This window comes from Viridibacillus soli, from assembly GCF_016612995.1.
GTDB lineage: Bacteria > Bacillota > Bacilli > Bacillales_A > Planococcaceae > Viridibacillus > Viridibacillus soli.
Window position 1 is genome coordinate 63,854 of sequence record NZ_JAEOAH010000003.1, and the last position, 22,697, is coordinate 86,550.

The following is a 22,697-nucleotide window of genomic DNA, read 5'->3' on the forward strand; positions in this document are numbered from 1 at the left end:
GGATCATTCCAAACATTGTGTGTAAAAATTTATAGGTGTATGGAGTTACCACGATAGAAACGATTGACAGGAATGCTGACCACCCTCTTTCTTTGTCTTACACTTTGGGGTCTGCAGACTAGGAAGACTGGTGTTACTACTTAAAATATGTAATAAATTCACTCTATTATAAAAAAGCATAGTAAAAACGCTATTCTTCTATTATTTTTATCATTTTTAAATATTGCACATCTCCCAGTCCGTAATTTGGAAACAAATGAAATAAGTTTTTCAGTAAATCTTTATGGGACTTATCAAGATGTTTTTTTATGTAAGCAGTGATTTCATTTTCATCTTTTAAATACTCTAAATACAGGTTAATTCCTTGATACATGACAGGCAATACTTGAGCTTGGGGAAGTTGATGTTGGATCAATACTTGTTGATAGATTTCTTTAAAGCCTTCTGGAATCACTTCAATTTCTTCTACATCATAGGTCTTTTCATTAATCATATTGAAAAATACTTTTCCTTTGTACTCCTCTTGTTCCAGATACGCCAACATTGTTAGTAAATTCATCTGACAGAACATATCCTCACCAAACCATAAAACAATACATTTATATTGTTTTTCAAATAGTGGTTTTAAAGAGTTAATGGTAATATTCTCATAATCTTTTAAAGACACTTCATGTCCTGCAGACCTTAACTTATTAAATTCATCGCTGAATATGGTAAAACATGTATCATTTGAACACATGGCTTCATTAAAAGGAACATAATCACTTTTCCCCATTAACTGGTGTATTTGAAATTCTTCATACATAATCCGTCCATTTAAGATATTCAAAATACCTTGATCAAATTGTTCATTCATAATGTTCTGTAAAGATTCAATCTTTAACTTCTGTGAAATATCCATCATAAAACTCTCCTTTATACCATTCATATTTAGTTTCACATATGATTGCAGGGGTTGAGGATTTTTTCTAAAGGCATTTGGACTAATACCAAATGTATTTTTAAAAGCTCTTGAAAAAGTCTCCTGAGATAAAAATCCATATTTAAATGCAAGATCAATAGTTCTATGGTCTGTATTTTCAAGTTCAATGCTAGCTAGAAATATCTTTCTAAGTGCCCTATATCTTTTAATACTGATTCCTGCCATTTGATGAAACTTAAATGAACAGTAATATGGTGAATAGCCCATATCATTTCCTAGGCTTTTTAATGAAAAATCATCAAATAAATGATCTTCAATCCAGTCTATCATTTCCTGCATCATGGTGGTCACCCCTAACTCATGCATTTATTATAATCGAAATAGAATTTGATGTTTTGATATAAGTTTTGGTTGCTACATAAAAAATTATAAAGGCTTTAAATTCTGTTTGTTGTATCTCTAGCGTCAAATTTCAATAATAAGCTTTCACTTTCTTTTATTTAGCTCTTTATTTCTCTTAGTGGCTGGGTTTTGATCTTATTATATAGACTAGCGAGGTTTATAATTAATAAAATTATTGTCATATAAAATCATCAAGTTAAAGAAACTTCTATTATTAATATAGAAATAAAAAAGACCAAGAGCGATTTTATGCTCCTAGTTCTTAAGTAGATTTGATTATTTTGCTAATTTATTGTAATAGAGCTTTTAATGCTTTCTTTTTCCAGAAAAAATGTTGATACATAGATTGAGCTGTGAAATTGGCGATGAAGGCCATAGGGTATGCTATCCATATACCATTAATTCCAAGTGTTGTGAAATGTGAAAGGAAATAAGCTACAGGCACTTCAGCAAGCCATATACTAGAGATTGTAAAAATAGTTGGCCATAATACAGTGCCTGTTGCCCTCATTGTTGCTGAGATTGCCTGAGTGTGACCCAAAATAACATAACTCCAAAATGAGATAAGAATTAGACTATGTGCAATTTGAATCGTTTCGTCATTATTTAAAAACATCCCTAATATTGGATTTGAAAGCAAGTAAATCATTAATACTAGAGCTCCTCCAAGGATATAATTCAGTTTAATTCCTATTTTTTTGATATGTCTTATTTTAGTTATATCCTCTGCTCCAACAGATTGTGCTACGAATACTGAAATCGCAATTGAAATACTCATTGCAGGTATTTGAACATAGCTTGCAATTTGATTGGCAACTCCGTAAGCTGCAGTTGCATTTGAACCATAACTATTCACAAACGTTATAACCGCAATTTCTGACATGGCCATCGCAACTAAACTAATACTTGATGGTATCGCTAATTTTAGCAATGTTTTTAATACGGCACCTCTTAAGTGAAAGTGGCTAAAAATAGTGCGGTCTAATTTAAGGATGTGATTGCTTTTGTGTAGGTAACCTAATAGAAGCGCTAAACTGATTAGACTAGCTAATACAGCAGCATAAGCGGCACCATTTAATCCGAATTCAGGTAAACCAGCCAAGCCAAAAATAAGGATCGGTAGCAAGATAATATTTAAAATGACACTAATGATTAAAAAATAAAAAGGTGTTTTGGAATCGCCTACCCCTCTCAAAAACGTTGTATACACCATATTTAAAAAAGTAATAGGTAATGTAATAAATAGAATTCGAGCATATTCTACACTTTCTTCAAGGATATTCTTAGGAGTTCCCATCCATTTAAGAATATTATCAGTAAATATGCTTCCAAAAATGGCGCACACAACAGAAATAAGAATCGTAAAAGCAAGTGTAACTCCAACGACTTCCTTCATTTTCGTGATATTTCCTCCACCGTAAGATTGCCCAATTAATATCGAGCTTCCAGAGCCAATGCCAATCGCAAAGGTAATAAGTAAAAATAAGAGTGGAAAGAACGCAGATAGCGCAGCGAGAGAATCCAGTCCAAGTGATTGGCCAACGACAATAATCCCAAAAACTTGACCTAATGATTGTATGACACTAGCAAAAATCACCGGAATCAGAAAAGTAATCATAGACTTAGATATTGTTTTATTTTCATTCCTAAGTTTATTCATTGAAACACAACTCCCCATTTAGATAGAACGCTTTTGATGAAATTCTTTTATAAGAAAGTTGAAAAGTTCAAATCTTTTCCACCAAAATATTCTTCTATAATCTTATTAAATCTTTTAATACCAGGTGTGTTGATTAGGGAAATATTAGGTTGTTAATCACCTTTAAAATGGGTTTTTTATGTTCAATATTAACGTATGTTACTAGATTTTTTAATTGATTGTAGCGGAGGGTGCTTGCTCGCGGAAAGCTAGCATCCCGTAGCGGAAATCAACCTACCACTTTAATAGTAATGGTTAAAATTGGCTAATCAACACGCCTGTTTTAACACTTCAAACTCAAAGACTTCCTCTCAAAAATTGAATTCCTTTACTAGAGTTCCAACCAGATACAGTAATTTTTATTGTTTGATAATTTTATATTTAAGCCCTCCTTTTGATCTTCCATAAATAAATCGAAATATCATTTCCCTAAACACTTTATAATAACGCTAGATTATTAACAAACTAAAATTAAATTTGTTTGTTTTATTACAAACATAATAATATAAAGTTTGTAGTTAGTCAATATTACTTAGTGACCTTTTCTGAATTTTCCTTTTCTAGACTAGTGAGCTTTATCACCAATCTTTAATTACAAAGGAGATGTTTGAGTTATCATTTAAATAGAAATAATTAAGACCAAGAGCGATGTAAAGCTCTTGGTCTTTAAGTATTTCTGTTTTTACAATATAGATTTTTACTAAATGAAGGAAGACCACTTTCTTATTTCCTTCATTCTGCTGAACATCTTGACTCGACATATCTTCTAATCAAAAAACATCTCCTAATATAAATAGAAGAAACTCGTCCAGAAAATACGCAAACGCGTCTTCAAGTAAGAGAATTAAATCAGAAAGATGCGGAATATCTAATCTCTTTCTTTCCTAAAATTGTGAAGCCAAACAGGAATCGAGAGCAGGTAGAAAATGTAATTTATTGATCAGATTTCTTCTATATACTACGGGGCTACGAGCCAATGAGCTCTTAAGTTTTAATTAGGAAAGTTTTAGGTACAATCGTAAAGGTTATCTATATACAGATTTAATTGGAAAATGGAAAAAGCCGAGAACTATTCCCATAAAAGAAGAGACAATAGAGTTACTATTTGATTATCGAAAAAGCCTTGGAGAGTCTATTGAGAAAAATCCAGAAGATACCAGCCCGCTTTTCTTCGCTCTATATAGTAAGTAAGAACCATAAGAACATAAAAAACGGTTAACCTATCCGAGCATTTATAAGATTATGAAGGAAGCCGTTCATTTGGCCGAAAAACATTCAAAAGTTTCTCCGCACTGGTTTCGGCACAGCTTTGTCACCATGTTTTTGGAAAATAATGTCCCACTTGCAGTAGTGAAGGACTGAGCCGGTCATTCGGATATCTCGACCACAAATATGAACTTAGAACGTGTGAATCAAGATAACACACATACAAAAAGTGAACTTTGATTTTTTTCTCAGGGGGATTATTTCTTCTAGGATAGAATCAGGAATTATGGAATCACAAGGATAAGAGGTTTATCATAAAAACCCTGATTTTATCTATTCAATAACAAGATAAAATCGAGGTTTGTTTTTTACTACATAAGCAGCTACTTAATTTTAATGAAATTATTTCTTCTGTTGTAATTTATCTTCTGCTTTCTGTATATTCTCATTGACTCTAAATTTTACTATCTTACTTATTAATTCATACGGCATCGGCTTTTCTATAGGAAACTGTATTGCCCCTTTTGGACTTTTGTATTCCGATTTGAAACTAATCTTTTCAACTGCATCTGGTGCCGCCTCTTTTATAACTTTTCTTATCATTTTTAGTTTTTCCTGAACATCAATAGGAATTTGTAGAATGTATTCATCAATTGATTTAAACGCAATTTTGTTACTTTCCATGATTTCTCCTTTCAAAATTACAAAGCCTTAGATCTAGATGTTATCATGCTTAATTTTACTACTACTATTAGGGGTAGTATCAGGAAAATGCGGATTTACAACGTAAAGGAAACTCAAATATAAAAAGACTAGTTTCTCGGTGTTGTAAGTGAGAAATTAGGCTTTAGTTACTTCATTAAAGCGCCCGATTGTTGAATAATACTTTTATATGTTTGGGATTTCCTATCCTTCTATTAATACTTTTATACGATAGATTGAAAGCATGACTAAAGATTTTTGCTTTGATTAGCATGCTTAGATAATAAGTAGATTTTCTCCGTACTTTTGTCTATCTAGATTGACACTTTTAATATTCTTTTAAGCCAACAAGCTCCTCTCCAGAATAGCATAAAAACTCATTTGCAATTTATTATTGCAAATGAGTTTTCTTCACTGACTGACATCTAGCTCTGTATTAAAATATCGCTTGTTTTAATAATTCTATTTTAATTATTTTGCTCAAGGAATTGGTATACCGCCATCATTTCTCTTTTATTCAACTCACGAATACGATTGAAAATTGGAATATATGCAACAGCCTCAAGATTTAGGCTTTCAGCAACAACATCACTTACTTTGCCAGTTAGCCATGTTTGCACGTCTATGCCATCGATGATTTCCTTACGCCCTTCATCATTGATGCCACTTTCATAACAACTAACGCATGGTACCGATAATTTATACACGCCATCATGGAGTCCATCTTCTGAAATTACTTTCTTCCCTTTACAGAAAGGACATTGATGACTTTTTTTAATCTTATTAATTTGGGTGACAATTTTTTTATAACCAAACGCTTCATAGACATAGGTAAGCTTTTTGTATTTTCCATTGGTGAAATACTTATCAATGATCGTTTCTCTCGTTTCGGTAATATTGTCAAAATCACAGATGGTGATCCGATTATTCATGCTGATGGATTCGATATTACCGCTAATACTACCCCAGAATGGTAGGACATTTTGTAAAACCATTTCATAATGGGCAAAGCTTCCCTGCTCCAGTTCAAACATTTTCAGGGCGACCTGTGTTTCCCTAGGTAATAGAGAGACATCTTCAGTCAAAGTCATATTGCCACCGACTATAGCCTTTAGTTTTTCTAGTATTTGTAACTTACCTACTGTTTTCATCACTTGATCAACAGGCTGCTGAATAATCTCACGAATATCTGTGTCGCCAAATTCCAGCTTTTTATGATGGTTTAGCACGGTTCCTTGACAGATTGGACAGGTAATCATCTCTTTGGATGCTTTCATTTGCTCTTTAATAATCGATTTCGATACAACTATATAGCGTCCAATGATGAAATTAAAGCCTTCCCAAGTCCTCGACGCCTTGCCTGCTTTATCATAGAATGATTTTTCCCAATACCCATATAAAAAGGTATGTTTTTCAGCTTCAGTCATGTCATTATAACTTTTACTTATATCCTGACCGAGCTCATTCTTAATTTCATCAAAGAGGAATTGCAATTTTGGATATTGATAAAATTTTAAAACCTTCATCACGTCTGGATGGAATAGGCCATCCCAAAATGGTACGATTTTGTCCTGAATAACAATATCAATATCAAATTTCTCAATTACTTGGCGTCCCGAGCAGGATGGACAATGGTTTTCTTGATTATAGAAATCGAAGTTATTCGTATTTTTATTGATCGGATGAGCTGCCACAATATGGTTGATCAAGCCGCCCATTTCATAGAGAAAACTATATTGACTATACAAATGCCGCTCTAAATCAATAGCGATGACGGGTGCAATTGTTTCGGATTCGTATTCACCATAAATCAAACGTGCCATTGATGATAAGCTTTTTAAGATACCACCCTTATAGACGTTTTCTGCATTTTTAAAATAGGCAATATGATTTTCTTTTAAGTAGTTAACGTCATTTTGTTGATTGAGTGTTGAAGAAATTTGTAATGGAGCAATTCGATCTTCACTGTTTTTTTGACAATAATAGTCTTCATGACTGACAACATCCAGATGCTCCACAGGTGCAAGCTGTCTTTTACCAAAATCAACGATAAAATCAGAGTTTTCTAGCATATACGCATTATGTTCAATCATTATTATTGAGACAGATTCATCTTGCAAAATGCTTCTGAGACTATCGATGAATTGATTTAAAATATTTTGTGATAAACCTTTTGAAGGCTCGTCAAAAATAAAAAGCGTATGTGGGTTTCTAGAGTTCGCAAACAGCTCAGAAACTAAATGGACACATTGAAATTCACCAGTCGATAAGGACTGTGTTTTTCTTTCTAATGTCAAATAACCAAGTCCAAGTTTGATCAATAAGCTCAAGCGTTTATGAGCGATGTCTCCTTCTGGTAGTTCATCAATAATATCTTCAATCGAGCGCTGAAAAATATCATCGATATCTTCACTATATTTTGTGAGCTTCTTTTTAATATCAAGAAACGTCGCAACTGTTGACCGACTCGTAATCGATTGGTTTCGTTCTTGCCCAACCATGACAATTTTATCTTTTGGATATCGCTTCAGAAAGTCTTTGGCCATACACTCGTTAACAAGTGTAGATTTACCACATCCTGACTCACCCGTAAACGTTACAAGTCTGTTTTGGGGAATCTGAATTTCTGCCATTTGAATATTACGACAGTAAAGCTCTTTGAATTGATAGAATTCTGTTGGCATTGCCTCATTTCGTTCCCAAATGATTGGTTTTGGACGTGGTGATTCTTCAACAATTTTCCCGCCGTATTTACCACTACCCGGACCAAAGAACAATTGCTCATCCGTTGTGTCGAGCACTGTGTCTGAATGATCAATGAGCCAAATTTGATTCTTATAGCCTAATTGTTTAATCTGTTCTAAAATTTTCAATAGTGTTTGGTGATCAAGACCCACGGAGATTTCATCAATAATAATAACGGTATTTTCACTTGATGCCATGAATTCTGCCAAGTACAGTCGTGTTAATTCTCCACCTGACAATGTACCCATAATGCGATTTAATGTTAAGTAACCAATATTCATATTGATCATATTCTTGAGAATATGTTGTTTACCTTCACTAATATTTAAAACTTCTGCAAGTGAAATAATGGATTCAATGCTTAAGTCGTTGATATCGGAGATATTATGGGGTTTATCAAATAATTCAATCATATATTGCTTAACTTCTTGATTATAGCGCTTCCCCTTACACTTAGGACATTCGACATTTTTAGTAGTTCCGCGACCTTTACAACCTGGACACCATCCTAACTCATTATTAAATGAAAAAACTTCTGGAGACAGATCGAATTTTTCAGCAAGAGTAACACGAATGTCTTTAAATACGCCTGTATGTGTACCAATTGTAGAACGTGGATTGGAAGAGATTGATGATTTTCCGAGAAAAAGGACTAAAGGCATTTTTTCCATCTTGATGGCACTAAAATTAGTTTCCATAATAGTTGGAAATAAATACTGATATTCAGCTTTTGGCAATAAAGAAACGAGACGCTTCTTGGATTCTTCACCAATTGTTTGACAAAAAGTTGTTTTACCAGATCCAGACAAACCAGCGATTCCTAACGATTTATCTACTGGTAGTACCGCATCTAATTTGTTAATATTGTTCGCAATTAATTGATTTATTTTCATAGTGATGCCCTCTCGATTCTCAAAATTTAAGATTGCCATAATTGTAAAACTTCAATTGAATTTGTTGTGTTTTTTTCGAATCGACAAATTCATACTAATTGTAGACGAAGATTTCTAAATTTCTTGTTATATATTCACTTATACCGTTTTAAGAAACAATTTCATGGCTCAAATCCAGCAATTAGTGGTCCTTTTTTCAACGCAATCCCACAAAGTATTTACTTAAACTCTCAGATATATTATAAAAGCTTCTACAACTGTCCTACCTCGTTTGCTAAATTGCAATTATTACAAAATTTGTTATTTAACTCAATCCTTTATTCCATTAAAAATGACGCTTTCCGTGGTCCGGAAAAGCGCCCAATTGTAGAAGATCGTTTAATGAATACTGGCTACACTTATATTCCAGATAATTGTTCGTTTATTTTTAATTTCTGTTATCCCATAAGGTGAGAAATAAGAAGGACGCCTTTCTTGCTTCAGAAATGCGCCCTTCTCATAGAGAAAGAGCACAATTCTAGCTACGGAATTGCGCCCTATTGTTGAAGAATGGTTTAATTATATAAAACGATTAATAATTATCAATTTCGATTTGATTGATATATTCAAGTACTCACTCAAAAGGGCCCTGAAAAGCAGGCATCATAGAGGATGATACAGTTATGCTAACACTTTTCCGAGCTGGTCACCCATGTTCGTCCAAGCATATTTAGCTCCCTCGATAGCTCCCTCGCGGGCTTTTGTTTCTTCACTAAATCCAGTTTGATCGAGATGTAGATGGATAGTGCCATCTGAACCTTTTTTCAAAGTCCATGTAACAGTAGTGCTTTCTCCGGCACTTTGCCAAGTGTAAGATAATATATGAGGCTCGTCCACTTCGAGTACCTCGCAATCTACAATTCCATCCCACCATTCATTTGGCTCAGCTCGGAATTGAAACTTATGTCCTACGATTGGTTTAAAGTCATTTTTCCATATCCATTTCGCAAGAGTATCCGAATCTGTTAAAGCGTTCCACACCTGCTCGATTGAACTTGTAAATTGAAAATCTAATGATACATCTGATTTCATTTTTTTTCCTCCAATAAAAGATTTAATTTAACAATTCTTTCTTTCCAGAATCCTTCGTAAAAAGATACCCAATCTTGAATTTGTTTCAACGGAGTGGCATTCAACCGATATCTCGTTTCTCTACCAACCCTTCGAGCAATTACGAGATCAGCATCTTTAAGGATAGCCAAATGCTTAGAAACTGCTGTACGACCCATTTCAAAATGAACCGTCATCTCATGTAGGGGTAATTCTTCAACATCTGCCAACATTTGAAGTAATTTTCGCCTGGTTGGATCGGCAACAGCGTCATAAACATCCTTCACTTGACTTTTTCCGTTCAAAATCACCCCCACCTTTTCATTATTATTTCCTGTAATGTCACCGGTTAAACTTCATAATAACCCAATAAGACACCTTTTGTTGTCTTATTGATTATAGGACACCAAAAGGTGACATGTCAACTTCTCTTACTATTCCATTATCTGGCGCTTTAATGGAATAAGGAACGATTATATGTTCCCTTCCGATCACTTTCTATATAATGAAGCTCTAGATGCATTTGTAATTTCACAAATTTGATTTACAGTTTTACCTTTATCAGATGCTCCCAAGAATAAAATTAATCGATTTACTCATGGATGTTGCTTATATAACAGGATTTCATGAGCAATTCACTCATACTCCCAATAATCGAAAGCCAAATAAAGAAGAAACGATCATTATCATGGCTGCCCTTTTAGGTATGGGAAGGAATATGATGGCTAAAGCAACACCCGGACTTACATATTAGCAACTAGCCTATGTGTCTCAATGTAAATACTAATAAATGAGTCAATCCGAAAATTTGGTCCGTGTAACCGGCTGTGTCTGTATAATGTTCTTCTATGTAAGTGAGTATCCAAAACTAGAAGCTATTTTACGTGGACAAATAAATACAAAAGTCATTCAATAAGAGAAGGAACAGTCTCAATATCCTTGATTATGGGGAAATTAGACTGTTATTCAAGACAAAACAGCTTAGCTACAGCCTTACGTGAAATGGGACGAATAGAAAAAACAATCTTTTTTACATTACATTTAGGATGAATCTTTAAGAAGAAAAATACAAAAAAGGATTGAATAAAGGAGAAGCCATGAATGGACTGGTAAGAGCTATTTTCTTCGGAAAACAAGGAGAGCTTCGGGAGCGAACCATACAGCACTAATTGCAAAGAGCCAGTGCTTTAAACATAATTATCAATGCCATAAGTATCTGGAATACTCTACATCTAACAAAAGCAGTAGAATATAAAAAACGGACAGGTAGTTTTAATGAAGACTTATTGCACTATATGTCGCCTTTAGGTTGGGAACTTATTAATTTACTAGGAGAATACCATTTTAATTCGGAGAAAGTGGTCTAGATGCTTTAAGACCACTAAAACTTACTTAACGTTGTTAAAAACGAGGGAATCGTCAGGAAAATAGGCTTAGAGTTGTAAATCCGCATTTTCCTGACGGTACCCCATGCCCATCAAGCTAACAACGTAAATGACTAGATATGAAATGATCCTTGTTTCAAAACTAGCGAGTGATGGAATAGTAGGCATGCCAAAGAAGCCTATTAAAACGCGATTTTTTCGCTAGGCAGCTTGTCTATGATTCACCGTCGTTTCATACACGACCCCTAGAATATCAAAGACGGTCATCTTCTTATACCGATGACATTTACGACCGTTCTTTTTTAGCAGCTGATAAAGGCGATGCAGAATGTTCAAAAGTTCTTCTGTGCCAACTGCTATCGCTTGAAACAGTAACGGAAAGTAATCTTTAATCTATAAATCGCTTTGTATTCACTCAACTCCTGCTTTTTCTTTTCAAGCAGAAGCTGTCGCATTTGAAACATCGTAGAAGAACAGAGGAGAATGCCAATGAGTTGTCCATATAAATGGCACTCTAGGCGTTCTTTTTTGATCGTTTTGCATTCATGGATTTCAAAGAATGACTTCCATGTTTTAAATAATATCTCAATCTGCCAACGTAGGGAATAGAGGGAATGGACATAATCAGCGGGGACTTCTTCTGGCGATGTGTTCGTGATATAGACGTTCATTCCCATCAAGCGCTTACTTTTCTCCTTCATGGCAATGCCTTTCTTCTTTTCACGTATCGCTTGGTTTTTCAGGCGTGTTTGCGTTTGGTCGTCGGTTAAACGATGAATCATGACACGTGCTGGAAGCTTCTGATTTTGGCCAATGTATGCCTCGGGGATTTCTATCGTTTCACCAGGGGGTAGACCAGACATCATTTGTGTCATATCAAGCTGGATGTATTCGGTTTGCTTTTTTAACGTGCCATTGTTGAAGTATTCGGGCTCAGGGTTCTTGATATAAATGCGTGTATTCAGCTTCAACCGCGAGATAAAGTAAGCCTCTTTATCATGAATCGCTTGTAAGTCTCCTAAATCGAAGTAACCAAGATCACGCAAACATAAATCGCCTGCCTCTACGGTTTCAAGCTGGAGATAATAGGATTCATAAAAAAACACCATCCTTTCTCGTAAACTTCTTACAATAAGAATAGCGTTTTTTCATTCTTGACGGTATTGTTTAAACTTAGCTTGATGGGCATGTGGTTTTACCCTTAGTTGAATTAATATAGAATCTTAACTTTATCTATTTTTTCATCATGGCGTTCCACCAACATTTCGCGCGAAACGTTTTCCGTTTTGCTGGTATGACCCAATTCTAGTGTTCGTACTAACATAAGTGCAGCCTGTTGACGTGTGAGTGTGCCATACGGGTTAAACTTAGTAGCTGAAACACCTCGGATAATTCCTGCATCGTATAGGGCTTGTACATCATAATACCGGCTGCGAACGTATTTACACCGAGAAAATGAGTGGAGCAAAAGATGATCGCCCAGAACTGGTATGCTAGCTGTTCTTGCAGAGTTTGAGCGTGATATTATTCGTGGAAAGCCTCTTTGTAAAGATAATGCGTAAATACAAACAAAACCAGCAAAACACCTTTTCTGTGTCGTACTGGTTTTGTTGAAGTCCATCTTGAATTGTAGCTAGTTCAACGTGATTGCAAATTCCGAGTTCGGCGCTCCAGCAAATACAACCGTTCCGTTCTTCGGCAGTTTTACTTTGTTATTGCCGCTCACAATGGTAAAATCGACGCATACTCCCTTCTCATCATACACCGCGAACGAACCCTTCGATGGCAACGTCACGTTCATCGTTTTCTCGGCTGCCGATTGCGGGATCGTAAACCATTTCGCATGCCCATTTGCTTGCAGCGTAACTTTAGATGATTGCCCTACATCAAGTGGTTTTACGTTAGTTCCACTTACGTATAACAACCCGGCCATCTCCATAAATTCATTGCCACCTTCTGTATAGAAATGGGTTTTCGTCGTATCACGACCATTCATCACGGGGATCTGGAGCTGATGCGCCGCGGTGTCCGGACCTGTAATTTTTCTGCCATCCCAATAGCCTTCCAGGCCTTCCTTGCGAGTAATCTGTGTGGTAATAAGTTTCGGTTGTACGAGATATTCAATAGAACTAAATTTCTCGTTCACAAGATAGAACTTGACGCCTTCCCGCTTTGCCCATGCAGCAGCGGTTTTCTTCGATAGCACGTTTTCTTCTAGTTTCTCAGCTAAATAGTGAGTCATCACACTTTGCCCTAAGCTTGGCTGCGATTTATATGTGCTCTCCCTCAAATAAGTTCTTCCATTCTTCTCGGTCACGAAGTTGAGCTTGGAAGTACCCTTCTCATTAATAAAGCTTCCATCCGCAGTATATACATATTTTTCTTCTCGATTAGATGGTAAGAACAGTTCTCCATTCTTCGTAATTTCAATTTTGAAATGAGTTTCGCTATTGCCATAAAAGCCCGCTTTCTTTGTCACATCTTGAGGCATCTTGACCTTGACCGGCTTGCCAAAGGATTTGTTCGGCTTGATGTCCTTAATAGTACCGTTCTCTTTAAGCACGGCGAGCAGCAATTCAGTCGCCATCAGTTGATTTGTAGAACTCCGTCCACCGGATGACAACACAACTGCTGCCATTTTCTGTTCCGGAAGCACGACCAGTATAGCATGTTGCAGTGCCGTGTCGCCGCCCTTAGCCAAAGCTTTTATCCCATATTCACTGAATGGGTATAGTTTCACACTATCCCAGCCAAGACCATAGTTAAAAATATTATCTCCATCCCCCGGCCACATCCCTTTTTTATATTCCTCTTGCTCCATTGCCTTGACTACTTTATCAGAGAGGATCCCTTTTCCCTGTCCCATAAATAGTTGTGAGAATCTTACCATATCTTCTGCCGTGGAAGAGATCCCTCCCGTACCAATCACATTCACTGCTTCAATTGGAAGCTGCCCTTGGTACGCCGGAAAATAAAGTTCAGCCCGCTTCTCGTCTCTCCATTTGTCCTGCGGCGTTTTTGTATGATTCATCTTTAAAGGTTCTGTAAGCCGTTGATGTAGAAATTCTGTAAAGCTCATACCGCTGACTCTTTCCACTAAAATTTCGGCCAGTGTAAAGCCATCGTTGCAGTATACCGAGAACGAGCCTGGGTCCGCTTTCAGGCTCTGGTTCGACAATTGCTGCAACAAGGTATCATGGGCATAGGTATCATTATCGTTAAATAAAAATGCATTACTTAACGTGGAACCTTGCAAGCCAGAGGAGTGATTCAACAACATACGCGGCGTAATGCGTTTGTACCGCTCATCTTTCATCTTAAAATCAGGAACATAGTTGACGACAGGAGCATCCAAATCGACTTTTCCTTCGTCGACTAATTTCATTACGGCCGCTGCTGCATACATTTTACTGACTGAACCAATCCCGTATAGAGTATCTTTGGTTAACGGCTGTTCCCCTTCCATATCGTTCTTGCCAGCCTGCCCTGACAAAATAAGTTTGCCATTATCAATTAGCGCATACTGCACGCTAGTCGCCCCATGGGACTTCGTGAGTAGCGCAGCCTTCTCTGCTGCAATCTTCTTCAGTTCTTGGCTAGCTACTTCTTCGATAGTTACAACTGTAGTCTTACTGTCAGAAAATGCTTTCGCCCCTGTTGGTAGGATCATAGTTAGCGCTAATATAGCGGCTAACACACCAGTTAGCTTATTTTTCATGAGGAAATTGCCTCCTTAGATAAGTGATCGATTTCATCATTTATTTGTTTAGCTATGAGAATATGATAAAATTTATCCGTTCTTCCTTTTGACCTACTTGCTAAATTCAGCAAGTAAAATATTTTTAAAAGGATTAGGACTGTCAGCGCTACCCAAACTGTTCCAATTGACAGCCAACGTATGCTTGCCTCCAAGTGTACCCCCAACAAGAGTAGTAAACCCTAGAATGCCACCTGTGTGTCCCCATATCGAGACACCGTTCGGAAGCTTAGTTTCATAGATTCCAAGACCATATCCATCGATTCCTTCTTTTCCTGTAGGGACTGTAGTAAGCATTTGTTTTAGTTGTTGTTCTTTCAGTAATTTGCCACCGAGCAAGTAAGAGAAGAATTTGTTTAAGTCGTCAGCAGTAGAAATCATATCTCCAGCAGAGCTACCTGCACTTGGGTTATAATAAGTAACGTCTTTTAGCTCACTTGTTCCGTCTAGTTGGACATATCCACGGGCATGGTTGGTGCCTGGAATAACGCTTGAATTGCCAGGTAGGAATGTATTCGACAATTCAAGTGGTTCAATAATCCGATTTTCAATCTCTTCCGCATAGCTGTTTCTAGTTACTTTTTCAATAAGAATACCCAGTAATACGTATCCTGTGTTTGAATAAGACCACCCCTCTCCTGGGTCAAAGTCTGGAGGCAGAGAAACCCCCATCTTCACTAACTCTTCAGCCGTATACGATTTTTTTGTATCCGTAAAATCAGCGTCTTTTGACCTTGAGTATTCAGCGATACCACTTGTATGGTTCAATATCTGCCGGATGGTAATCTGGTTACCATCATATCCATTTCCTTGAATGGCACCAGGCAACCATTTTTCAATGGAGTCGTCTAGATTCAGGCGGTTCTCTCCAGCTAGTTGAAGTACAACTGTTGCGGTGAACGTCTTCGTCACACTACCAATGCGAAAGCGAAAATCTGTTTTCATTGGTTTTTTGGTTCTCAGATCCGCTATCCCAGCGGCATAACCCCACGTTTTTCCACGCTCAGAAGTTTTAGCAAGTATCCCCGGGTATCCAAATTGCAATGTATCCCGCATTGCTTCCTTGACGGAATTACGATCTCGTTGGTTGCTTGTTTGTAATGAACTAGATACATTTTGAGTGGGCTCTGCTTTTACAATTGAGGTTGGCGTTGTATATAACAGGGAACTTCCAGCTATTAAAAGGGCCAGACTTGCAAATGTAATTTGACTACGTATTTTCATAAGGCATTCCTCTCTTCTATTAATATTGTATAGGTGGTTGCTTACTGTTCCTTACCTCCTGACAAGGCTTAGGGAAAAGGCCCTCACTCATATAGATTAAAGCCCCAGTACAAAGGTATCTATCAATATCAACAATTTGAGCCATTTAAATCTACACCCCTTCTATAACAAAATTATTTAAAGGTATGAAAGCATATTATGTATCCTTAGTTATTGCTAGATTAACGCAACATGAGACATACCCCCAACCTATATTTTACCTTATTTATCCATAATATGCATTAAGAAAGAATGTAAATCCGAATCATTTCCGTACCCAAACTATTGATCGTCTTTTTCACCAATTATAATTAGATATTTAGAATTTCATTATAAAAAACTGTAAAAAAAATAACCAATCCCTTAACATATAGGAAGCGGTTGAAAAATGTGTCTAAACGTACAATTTTCTTTTTTTGATATGGTGACCCTATCGCCAGCAAGCTAAGGTTTTGAAGTACCCCCTAAATGAAAATTTTCTTTCTCTACAGTTAGTTATTTTGAGAAGTAAGCTCATTTTTTTGTTTTGGGGGTGTTTACTTTTCTTAAGTTGATGGGCATGTGACGGTACCCCTTCTTGAACAAAAAAACATTTACATCTCATTTCACGATTGAACTGCCTCAGGTATCATGAAAAAAAATGCCTCATTTTAATAGTTTGAAGTACTATAATAAAATAAATAGCTTCTACTTACGCACTCTTAGCGGATTCCTTTAATGTATATGTGCTTTTCATACTATAAAATTGAAGACATAAGGAAATAATCATAGACAGAATTGCAAAGTAGACTAGTGATATGCTACCTATTTGTAAAGTTAATACTACTCCACCTAAGGTAGCTCCAATTGAACTTCCTAAATAATTGATTGAGCTATTTAAAGCAACTGCTGTACTCCCCTGTTTTGGTTGATATGATAACAGGATATGTTGTTGTGGCGCTTGACTAGCCCATCCCATAGCCCCCCAAATAAAGAATGGTAAATACTTTATTACTGGGAATTCAATCAGAATTGGGATGCACACAACTGATAGAGTTAATGTACTTAAGATAATAGTGACTAGGGTTTTAGGTTTTTTAAAGTAGTCAATTAAATACCCGACTAGAACACTGCCGAATAAACCACCTAATCCCCAAGCCCATAGAAAAGTTGTTAGACTGTTCCCTGGAGCTAGTTCTCCTAATAGCGGTGACAAGTAGGTGTATAAACCCAAACTGGCTATACTTGCAAAAAAAGTTATGGAAACAGTTATAGCTACTCTCTTATCTAAGAACATTTTAAATCTCTCTTTTAGTGCAGGAGGAGCAGAGGCTGGAAAATGTGGTAAAAGTTTAAAGACACCTAATGCAGCTATTAAACTAAGAATAACAACTAACCACATAGCAGATTTCCAATTAGAAAAGTCAGCAATATAGAGCCCAATAGGAACGCCCAATACTGTTCCCATGCTCATACCTCCTATAGTTAATCCTAATGCTCTTCCTTTTTTCGCATCTGGAACCAATTGAGTTGAGGCTGCTACAGCCAATGGTGAAAATAAACCAGCTCCAGCTCCGGCAATTGCCCTAGATAATAAGAAAATAGAGAAGTTAGGAGCTAACGCCGTTATGGCATTCGCTAATGTAAAAACTAACATGGCAGCTAACAACACTTTTTTAATAGGTTTTCCAGCAAGCAGAGATGAAAACAGTGGAGCAGATATAGCATAGAATAAAGTGAATATGCTAACAGCTTGACCTACTTGTGAAGCATCTTTGTGATATGTATCAGTAATCCCTGGAATTAAACCTGCAATTACGTAGGCATCGAATCCTAGAGCAAACATCCCAAATGACAACAACAGAACTTTTCTCACGAGTAACTTATCCTCCTTATTAGAAATAAAAGTTCTTTTATAAGAGTTTCAATAATTGGATTGAAACCTATAGAAAAAAGAGGGATGCTTCTTGTAAAATGTAAGTTGCCATACCAACATTTACGAAAAGTGGGATCTCTCATGCATAGGAATATTACATGCTATATATTATTTCAAAAATTCGAGTTACAACAGATTTTAAAGCCATTCATTACAACACACACATATAAACTGATCTTTGTTAAGTATTATATGTTCATCAAAAGAATCATCTTCTAAATGGATATTAATAACACTCTCCCAGTATATTGGTTGATTATGTAAAAGTAAATACTTGATTCTAATTTTTACCAATTTATTATAATTGGAGTATTTAGCTATATGATCAAAAATGGATTTTATATAACTTATGTACTATTTGCAGTCATTGCTTAAAATAAAGCTATGTTAAATAACTCTGTTGATATTTGATAGAACCAACGTTACATACCGGTACATCTCGGTGGTAGTGATAAGTTCCAAAACTTACGCATTCTCCATAAAGAAGTACACAATAGAAATGCTAATTTAAATATGTACACTCATGCATGAATAACTATTAACTGATGTTATATTTTTATCGACAAGTGGAGAAATGCCAACGATTTATGAGGGATTTGTAGCTTCTAACGCCTTATCACATGTACAGGTACAACTTGAAAAGACATGGACAACAAGAGCTATTGAAGTAAATGGTGAGCTCATTGGCTTTACTGGATTTGGCCATCAAATTGTGTAGCCAATCGTCATTAATATAATACAAATACCTACATTTTAATGCATACATGATGTCGCTTGACATGGAGCCTCTAGCGATATAATTTAGGCTAAGAACCCTCAGTAACAAGCTTAGCGGCAAACCATCCTATCATATCGCCCACTCCATGTAAATCGTCGGTATACGTGAGTTTATGCATACTCTTAATGGCCATAACCATTTATAATGTATGGCGATTCGAATGAACTGAATTACTATGAAATTTGCCGAATTATGATTGATAAAAAGTGGCAAGGAAAAGGCTAAGGTAGAAAAGCAATGACGCTTGTAATAGAAGTAATACAAGCAATTGAAGGCTGCAATGAAATTTATTTATCAACAGACCCAGAAAATAGAATTGGAAAAAGTTGATACGAATCTTTGGGCTTCAAGTTTACGAATCGATATGTAGATGAAGAAGAATTGTATTGTTATGAACTCAAATAGTACAGTCAAAATAGGGCGTTGATCCAAGTAGGATTAATGCTTTTTATTTTGAACTTATTGTAGTAACGGGGAGGTTACTTAAAGAAGAGGACATTGTGTTTTTGTGGAATTCTTTAGGGATATAGGTCATACCTTCTTAACGGGAGGGATTATATGTTACAAAGGATATTGATTATTGCTGGAATACTTATAGTGGGGATAGCCTCATTTAGCCTGTTAAATAAGCCTTTAGAAGTTGATACTCCTGTTGCAAATAAAGAGGAACAAGAACCTTTAGTTACTAAAGGAGAATTACTAAATATATCTACATTGAAAAGGGTATCTGAAAAACTTCATGAGAAATACGTGGGGGTTGGTGTAAAAACGACTTCAAAGAAAGAATTGGTGTTACAAGTTGTAGGGGATGAAGAATATTTCAATTCCGTAAAAAAGGATATAGAGTCTATTGCAAAAAGTGTAATTAAAACCTCCACTTTAAAAGAATATACAGTTGTTTTTGAGAGATGGGAATTTTCTTCTATTACCGATGAAAATAAAAATATACACAAAGAACTTCACCATTTAACATCCACTTTAATGGAAGGTCTTGTAGTTTACGACGTAATCGGAGATATAAATACTGATTATCAAAAATCCATTACCATTCAAACATCAATAAAAGGTTCAGATAAAGATGCACCTAAGTTAGCAATGGCAATTGAAGAGACAGTAAATGAAATCTTACATTCTAAAGAACTAGATTCAGTATCTCATATTGCCTCTTATGAAATTAAAATATTGAATACTGACGGTAAAGTAGTAAATTAGTCAACTTATAAGGCTAAACAATTTTGGCATCCCTTCTTATTAAGCTAACGGGAGCTTTCGTATTATAAGGTTAACCAGTTTTTACTGGTTGACCTTTTTTTAATAGAATCTATTATATCAGTAGCCAGGTTAGGACGTACGGGTGCGTGGGGCACTGATCCCGTCAACTAAACTGTCCATCCTCTACTTGTAGAAACATGTTTGAGGCTGGTTGGGACGTAGATCTCGTATAACAAGCGAAACAAATTTGGTCGCATAGTTGTGCCCTTCTCAAAGGCCAAAACTATGCGACGAGTGTGCTAAACGCTGATACAGGAAGAATTCTCGCCATTGTTCCACATCGGGACCAAGAGGCCATTGCGTCTGTTTAACAGAAAGTAAACGGGACAATTCAGGCAGTTGCTAGTGATTTCGCCCGGCGGATTCAAACGGTATTTCCGTCTGCGATTCATGTACTGGATCGCTTCCACATGGTTCAATTTTTTACGGATGCCCTTCAGAGACGTCTCCGTTATTTAGGCGAGGCCAAAAAGCATCACAAGTCACGTTTTATCGACCGCTGCTTAGCACGTTGTCCGCCTGATTTAACAGAGGAAGAGCGCGGTTTTGTCGCACAGTGGCACCAAGAAGATGATCATACGAAACACATTTATCAAGCCCTGCAGCACATTCGTGATGTATTCAAAGCGACGACGATGACACAGGCAAAACGTCGATTAAAAGAGTGGTTCAGACAGTATTAAGTTCATGTTTGTGGTACTGTTTCTAAGATTGCCAAGACTTGATTGTACGTGAAAAAGCGTTGGTAGATACCGTCATTTCACCGCTTTCAAATGGCATCATGGAAGGCACAAATAATAAAATTAAGTTCATCAAAAGACGGGGTTTTTGGTATCGAAACGACGCCCATTTCTTCCTTCGACTTCGCCTGGAAACCGGGCGTTATTTTTGTCATCCCCGACTTTTGGTGATGAACCATATTTTTTCCATGCATTTAAGATTCCTTGAAATTAGTATCACGAAATCACACAATTCTTGTTAATTTTCGAATACTTCGGTATACTTACAGTAGAAATGAAATATATTAAAAAAGACCGCTTGGTGAGCAAACACCAAACGGTCTTGCAATAGAAAGGTTCCCTTCAAAGGGGATCAGCGTCATATGAAGTAATAGTCCACCTGAGCGCCTAGACTCAAGGGTGGGCTATTTCTTTTGCGACATTTTAAACGACAATGCAATTATAGAAACAATTAGTGTAGAAAGACTAATTGCAATTACAAGCGCCTCAAATACAGTCACTAGCAGCACCCCCCTTCCGCCCTGGAGTTACCTTGACAGGAACGATTGACAGGAATGCTGACCACCCTTGAATTCCTATTCTATTACTAGATTCATTATATCACACACTTGTTCGCCAATCTCTTTTAAAGTTATAATTATCCAATTTTACTTTAGTAATATTTCCTCAAAAAAACTCATCCATCAATGTATAAAATGATAGTTTTTGTTTATCAATTCGTGTAAGACCATATGTGTTTAGGAAAACAGCTACCTCAGATTGACCATAATATTTTTTTACATCTCGAACTGCAATTGATAAATCCTGGTACTTATCACCAACACCGCTCCTTCCCCAGTCAACGACCCCAGTTACTTGAACAGAAGAAGCAATAACATTTTTTAAATTATAGTCACCATGGACTACAACAAATTCTTCATGAGTAGGACGTTGTTCTAAAAGCTCCAGAAACAATTCTTCTAATGATTTCCCCTGATTTTCTTCTTCTAAATCATCTGCGTTTATTAAATTATGCGCAATTCTCTTCTGAATTATTTCAATTTTGGAATCAAGTTTCATGTCAAAAGGGCAATTTTCAATCGATAGTTCATGAATTTCTCGAAGTGTTGTAGCGAATAACTTAATATTATCCTCTCTTTTTACCTCAACGATATTCTTCCCTTCAAGTGCTGTCGTTAGTAAGTATTCTTTCTCATTACACTGTTCGTAATGGATAACGAATGGGGCTATACTTGTACCTTCTAGCCACACTAATCTCTCTTTTTCTACTAACAACTGATCTTCCTGCATTGTTGGAAAATCTTGTGTTTTTAAATAATAAACAGGGCATAGTTCATCCTTAATACATTTATAAACGCCCGCATTTGATTTTCCAAAAACTATAGGGAGTAATTTGTAACCTTTAAGTAACTCAGCAAGTACTTCAGATAATTTGATCATTTACTATCAACCTACTTTCTATTTAGTGGCTTACTTTCTATTGCATGTTGAATTTCTTTATCCTCAATAGCTGCATAGCAATTCATTAAAAATATAGGACATAGGGGACTCAATTCTTCCTATATTTATAGCACTCTTCACATCTCTATCCGCTAATATAAAAGCTACTTCTTACTTCACCATTTATCTCCGCCAAATTGCCCTGAATTGCTCTTAGTTATCTAGTAAAGTATACCATTTCCTCATGGTTGAACCTTGTGTCCTTATCGGGACTATAATGTTCACTTCGCAAGACACTTCATTTCTTTAATACATCAAATTACGGGTTATGTATGTTTTAACAAACTGTGTATTCACTAAGATTTACTTCATAAACTGGGTCATCTCTTTTGTATAAAGCAATTTTTTATGGAACTTGGCTAGATTATCTTTAAGTATTTTCAAGCTTATATGACCTTAATTGCGGGCGACTGACACCTTCCATATAGA

17 protein-coding genes and 5 pseudogenes are annotated in these 22,697 nt (G+C 36.2%); 7 read left to right on the forward strand and 15 right to left on the reverse strand.

The window, feature by feature from the left end:
- Nucleotides 1-190: 190 nt before the first annotated feature.
- Both JFL43_RS02205 and JFL43_RS02210 read right to left on the reverse strand, forming a co-directional pair.
- Entirely contained in the window at nt 191-1,264 is a 1,074-nt protein-coding gene (locus JFL43_RS02205; RefSeq protein ID WP_234447562.1) for a helix-turn-helix transcriptional regulator, read from the reverse strand.
- 349 nt (nt 1,265-1,613) lie between these two features.
- On the reverse strand, nt 1,614-3,002 hold the full coding sequence (locus tag JFL43_RS02210; protein ID WP_407701927.1) for an MATE family efflux transporter: 1,389 nt from the start codon (nt 3,000-3,002) through the stop codon (nt 1,614-1,616).
- Between the two features lie 1,236 nt (nt 3,003-4,238).
- Between JFL43_RS02210 and JFL43_RS23315 the strand changes: the two are divergent.
- Nucleotides 4,239-4,385 (forward strand): annotated as a pseudogene (locus JFL43_RS23315) (tyrosine-type recombinase/integrase); the annotation flags it as partial.
- Between the two features lie 246 nt (nt 4,386-4,631).
- Here the strand turns inward: JFL43_RS23315 and JFL43_RS02220 are convergent.
- The 5 genes from JFL43_RS02220 to JFL43_RS23320 form a co-directional block, all read right to left on the reverse strand.
- Nucleotides 4,632-4,913 (reverse strand): iron chaperone, encoded by a 282-nt coding sequence (locus tag JFL43_RS02220; protein WP_200747745.1) that lies wholly within the window; start codon nt 4,911-4,913, stop codon nt 4,632-4,634.
- Nucleotides 4,914-5,398: 485 nt separating this feature from the next.
- On the reverse strand, nt 5,399-8,569 hold the full coding sequence (locus JFL43_RS02225; RefSeq protein WP_200747746.1) for an ATP-binding cassette domain-containing protein: 3,171 nt from the start codon (nt 8,567-8,569) through the stop codon (nt 5,399-5,401).
- A gap of 660 nt (nt 8,570-9,229) precedes the next feature.
- A complete protein-coding gene (locus JFL43_RS02230) occupies nt 9,230-9,640 on the reverse strand; it encodes an SRPBCC family protein (RefSeq protein ID WP_100797298.1) in 411 nt (136 codons plus the stop codon).
- Nucleotides 9,637-9,963, reverse strand: a complete 327-nt coding sequence (locus JFL43_RS02235) for an ArsR/SmtB family transcription factor (RefSeq protein ID WP_100797299.1) — start codon at nt 9,961-9,963, stop codon at nt 9,637-9,639. Before JFL43_RS02235 ends, JFL43_RS02230 begins: the two co-directional genes overlap by 4 nt.
- Nucleotides 9,964-10,149: 186 nt before the next feature.
- The gene (locus JFL43_RS23320) at nt 10,150-10,233 is read right to left on the reverse strand and encodes a helix-turn-helix domain-containing protein (protein ID WP_407701934.1); all 84 of its coding nucleotides are present in this window, start codon (nt 10,231-10,233) and stop codon (nt 10,150-10,152) included.
- Between JFL43_RS23320 and JFL43_RS23325 the strand changes: the two are divergent.
- Nucleotides 10,215-10,409 (forward strand): annotated as a pseudogene (locus JFL43_RS23325) (Tn3 family transposase); the annotation flags it as partial. The gene JFL43_RS23320 and the pseudogene JFL43_RS23325 sit on opposite strands and share 19 nt — an antisense overlap.
- Before the next feature lie 27 nt (nt 10,410-10,436).
- Here the strand turns inward: JFL43_RS23325 and JFL43_RS23330 are convergent.
- Nucleotides 10,437-10,508, reverse strand: a pseudogene (locus JFL43_RS23330) (Tn3 family transposase); the annotation flags it as partial.
- 3 nt (nt 10,509-10,511) lie between these two features.
- Between JFL43_RS23330 and JFL43_RS23335 the strand changes: the two are divergent.
- A pseudogene (locus JFL43_RS23335) lies at nt 10,512-11,054 on the forward strand (Tn3 family transposase); the annotation flags it as partial.
- A 190-nt stretch (nt 11,055-11,244) separates the two neighbouring features.
- Here JFL43_RS23335 and JFL43_RS02250 read toward each other — a convergent pair.
- The 5 genes and pseudogenes from JFL43_RS02250 to JFL43_RS02270 form a co-directional block, all read right to left on the reverse strand.
- Nucleotides 11,245-12,119: pseudogene (locus tag JFL43_RS02250) on the reverse strand (IS4 family transposase); the annotation flags it as partial.
- 134 nt (nt 12,120-12,253) lie between these two features.
- Nucleotides 12,254-12,664: an S-layer homology domain-containing protein gene (locus JFL43_RS23340; RefSeq protein ID WP_200747747.1), complete on the reverse strand. Its 411-nt coding sequence runs from the start codon at nt 12,662-12,664 to the stop codon at nt 12,254-12,256.
- A gap of 12 nt (nt 12,665-12,676) precedes the next feature.
- Nucleotides 12,677-14,761: a serine hydrolase domain-containing protein gene (locus JFL43_RS02260; RefSeq protein WP_200747748.1), complete on the reverse strand. Its 2,085-nt coding sequence runs from the start codon at nt 14,759-14,761 to the stop codon at nt 12,677-12,679.
- Between the two features lie 93 nt (nt 14,762-14,854).
- Entirely contained in the window at nt 14,855-16,024 is a 1,170-nt protein-coding gene (locus JFL43_RS02265; RefSeq protein WP_100797302.1) for a serine hydrolase domain-containing protein, read from the reverse strand.
- Nucleotides 16,025-16,754: 730 nt separating this feature from the next.
- Nucleotides 16,755-17,918 carry an MFS transporter gene (locus tag JFL43_RS02270; RefSeq protein WP_200747749.1) on the reverse strand — a complete coding sequence of 388 codons (1,164 nt, stop codon included), beginning with the start codon at nt 17,916-17,918 and terminating at the stop codon, nt 16,755-16,757.
- Between the two features lie 634 nt (nt 17,919-18,552).
- Between JFL43_RS02270 and JFL43_RS02275 the strand changes: the two genes are divergently transcribed.
- The 4 genes from JFL43_RS02275 to JFL43_RS23345 all read left to right on the forward strand — a co-directional run bounded on the left by JFL43_RS02275 (nt 18,553) and on the right by JFL43_RS23345 (nt 21,010).
- Nucleotides 18,553-18,696 (forward strand): hypothetical protein, encoded by a 144-nt coding sequence (locus JFL43_RS02275; RefSeq protein WP_200747750.1) that lies wholly within the window; start codon nt 18,553-18,555, stop codon nt 18,694-18,696.
- Nucleotides 18,697-19,314: 618 nt separating this feature from the next.
- Nucleotides 19,315-19,968 carry a hypothetical protein gene (locus tag JFL43_RS02280; RefSeq protein ID WP_100797304.1) on the forward strand — a complete coding sequence of 218 codons (654 nt, stop codon included), beginning with the start codon at nt 19,315-19,317 and terminating at the stop codon, nt 19,966-19,968.
- Nucleotides 19,969-20,357: 389 nt separating this feature from the next.
- Nucleotides 20,358-20,711, forward strand: a complete 354-nt coding sequence (locus JFL43_RS22950) for a transposase (protein WP_200747985.1) — start codon at nt 20,358-20,360, stop codon at nt 20,709-20,711.
- Nucleotides 20,712-20,770: 59 nt separating this feature from the next.
- Nucleotides 20,771-21,010 carry a transposase gene (locus JFL43_RS23345; RefSeq protein WP_407701935.1) on the forward strand — a complete coding sequence of 80 codons (240 nt, stop codon included), beginning with the start codon at nt 20,771-20,773 and terminating at the stop codon, nt 21,008-21,010.
- A 162-nt stretch (nt 21,011-21,172) separates the two neighbouring features.
- Here JFL43_RS23345 and JFL43_RS22300 read toward each other — a convergent pair whose 3' ends face one another.
- The gene (locus JFL43_RS22300; RefSeq protein WP_234447563.1) at nt 21,173-21,268 is read right to left on the reverse strand and encodes a putative holin-like toxin; all 96 of its coding nucleotides are present in this window, start codon (nt 21,266-21,268) and stop codon (nt 21,173-21,175) included.
- 166 nt (nt 21,269-21,434) lie between these two features.
- Nucleotides 21,435-22,208, reverse strand: coding sequence for an APH(3') family aminoglycoside O-phosphotransferase (locus JFL43_RS02295; RefSeq protein ID WP_200747752.1), 774 nt, complete (start codon nt 22,206-22,208; stop codon nt 21,435-21,437).
- Between the last annotated feature and the right edge of the window lie 489 nt (nt 22,209-22,697).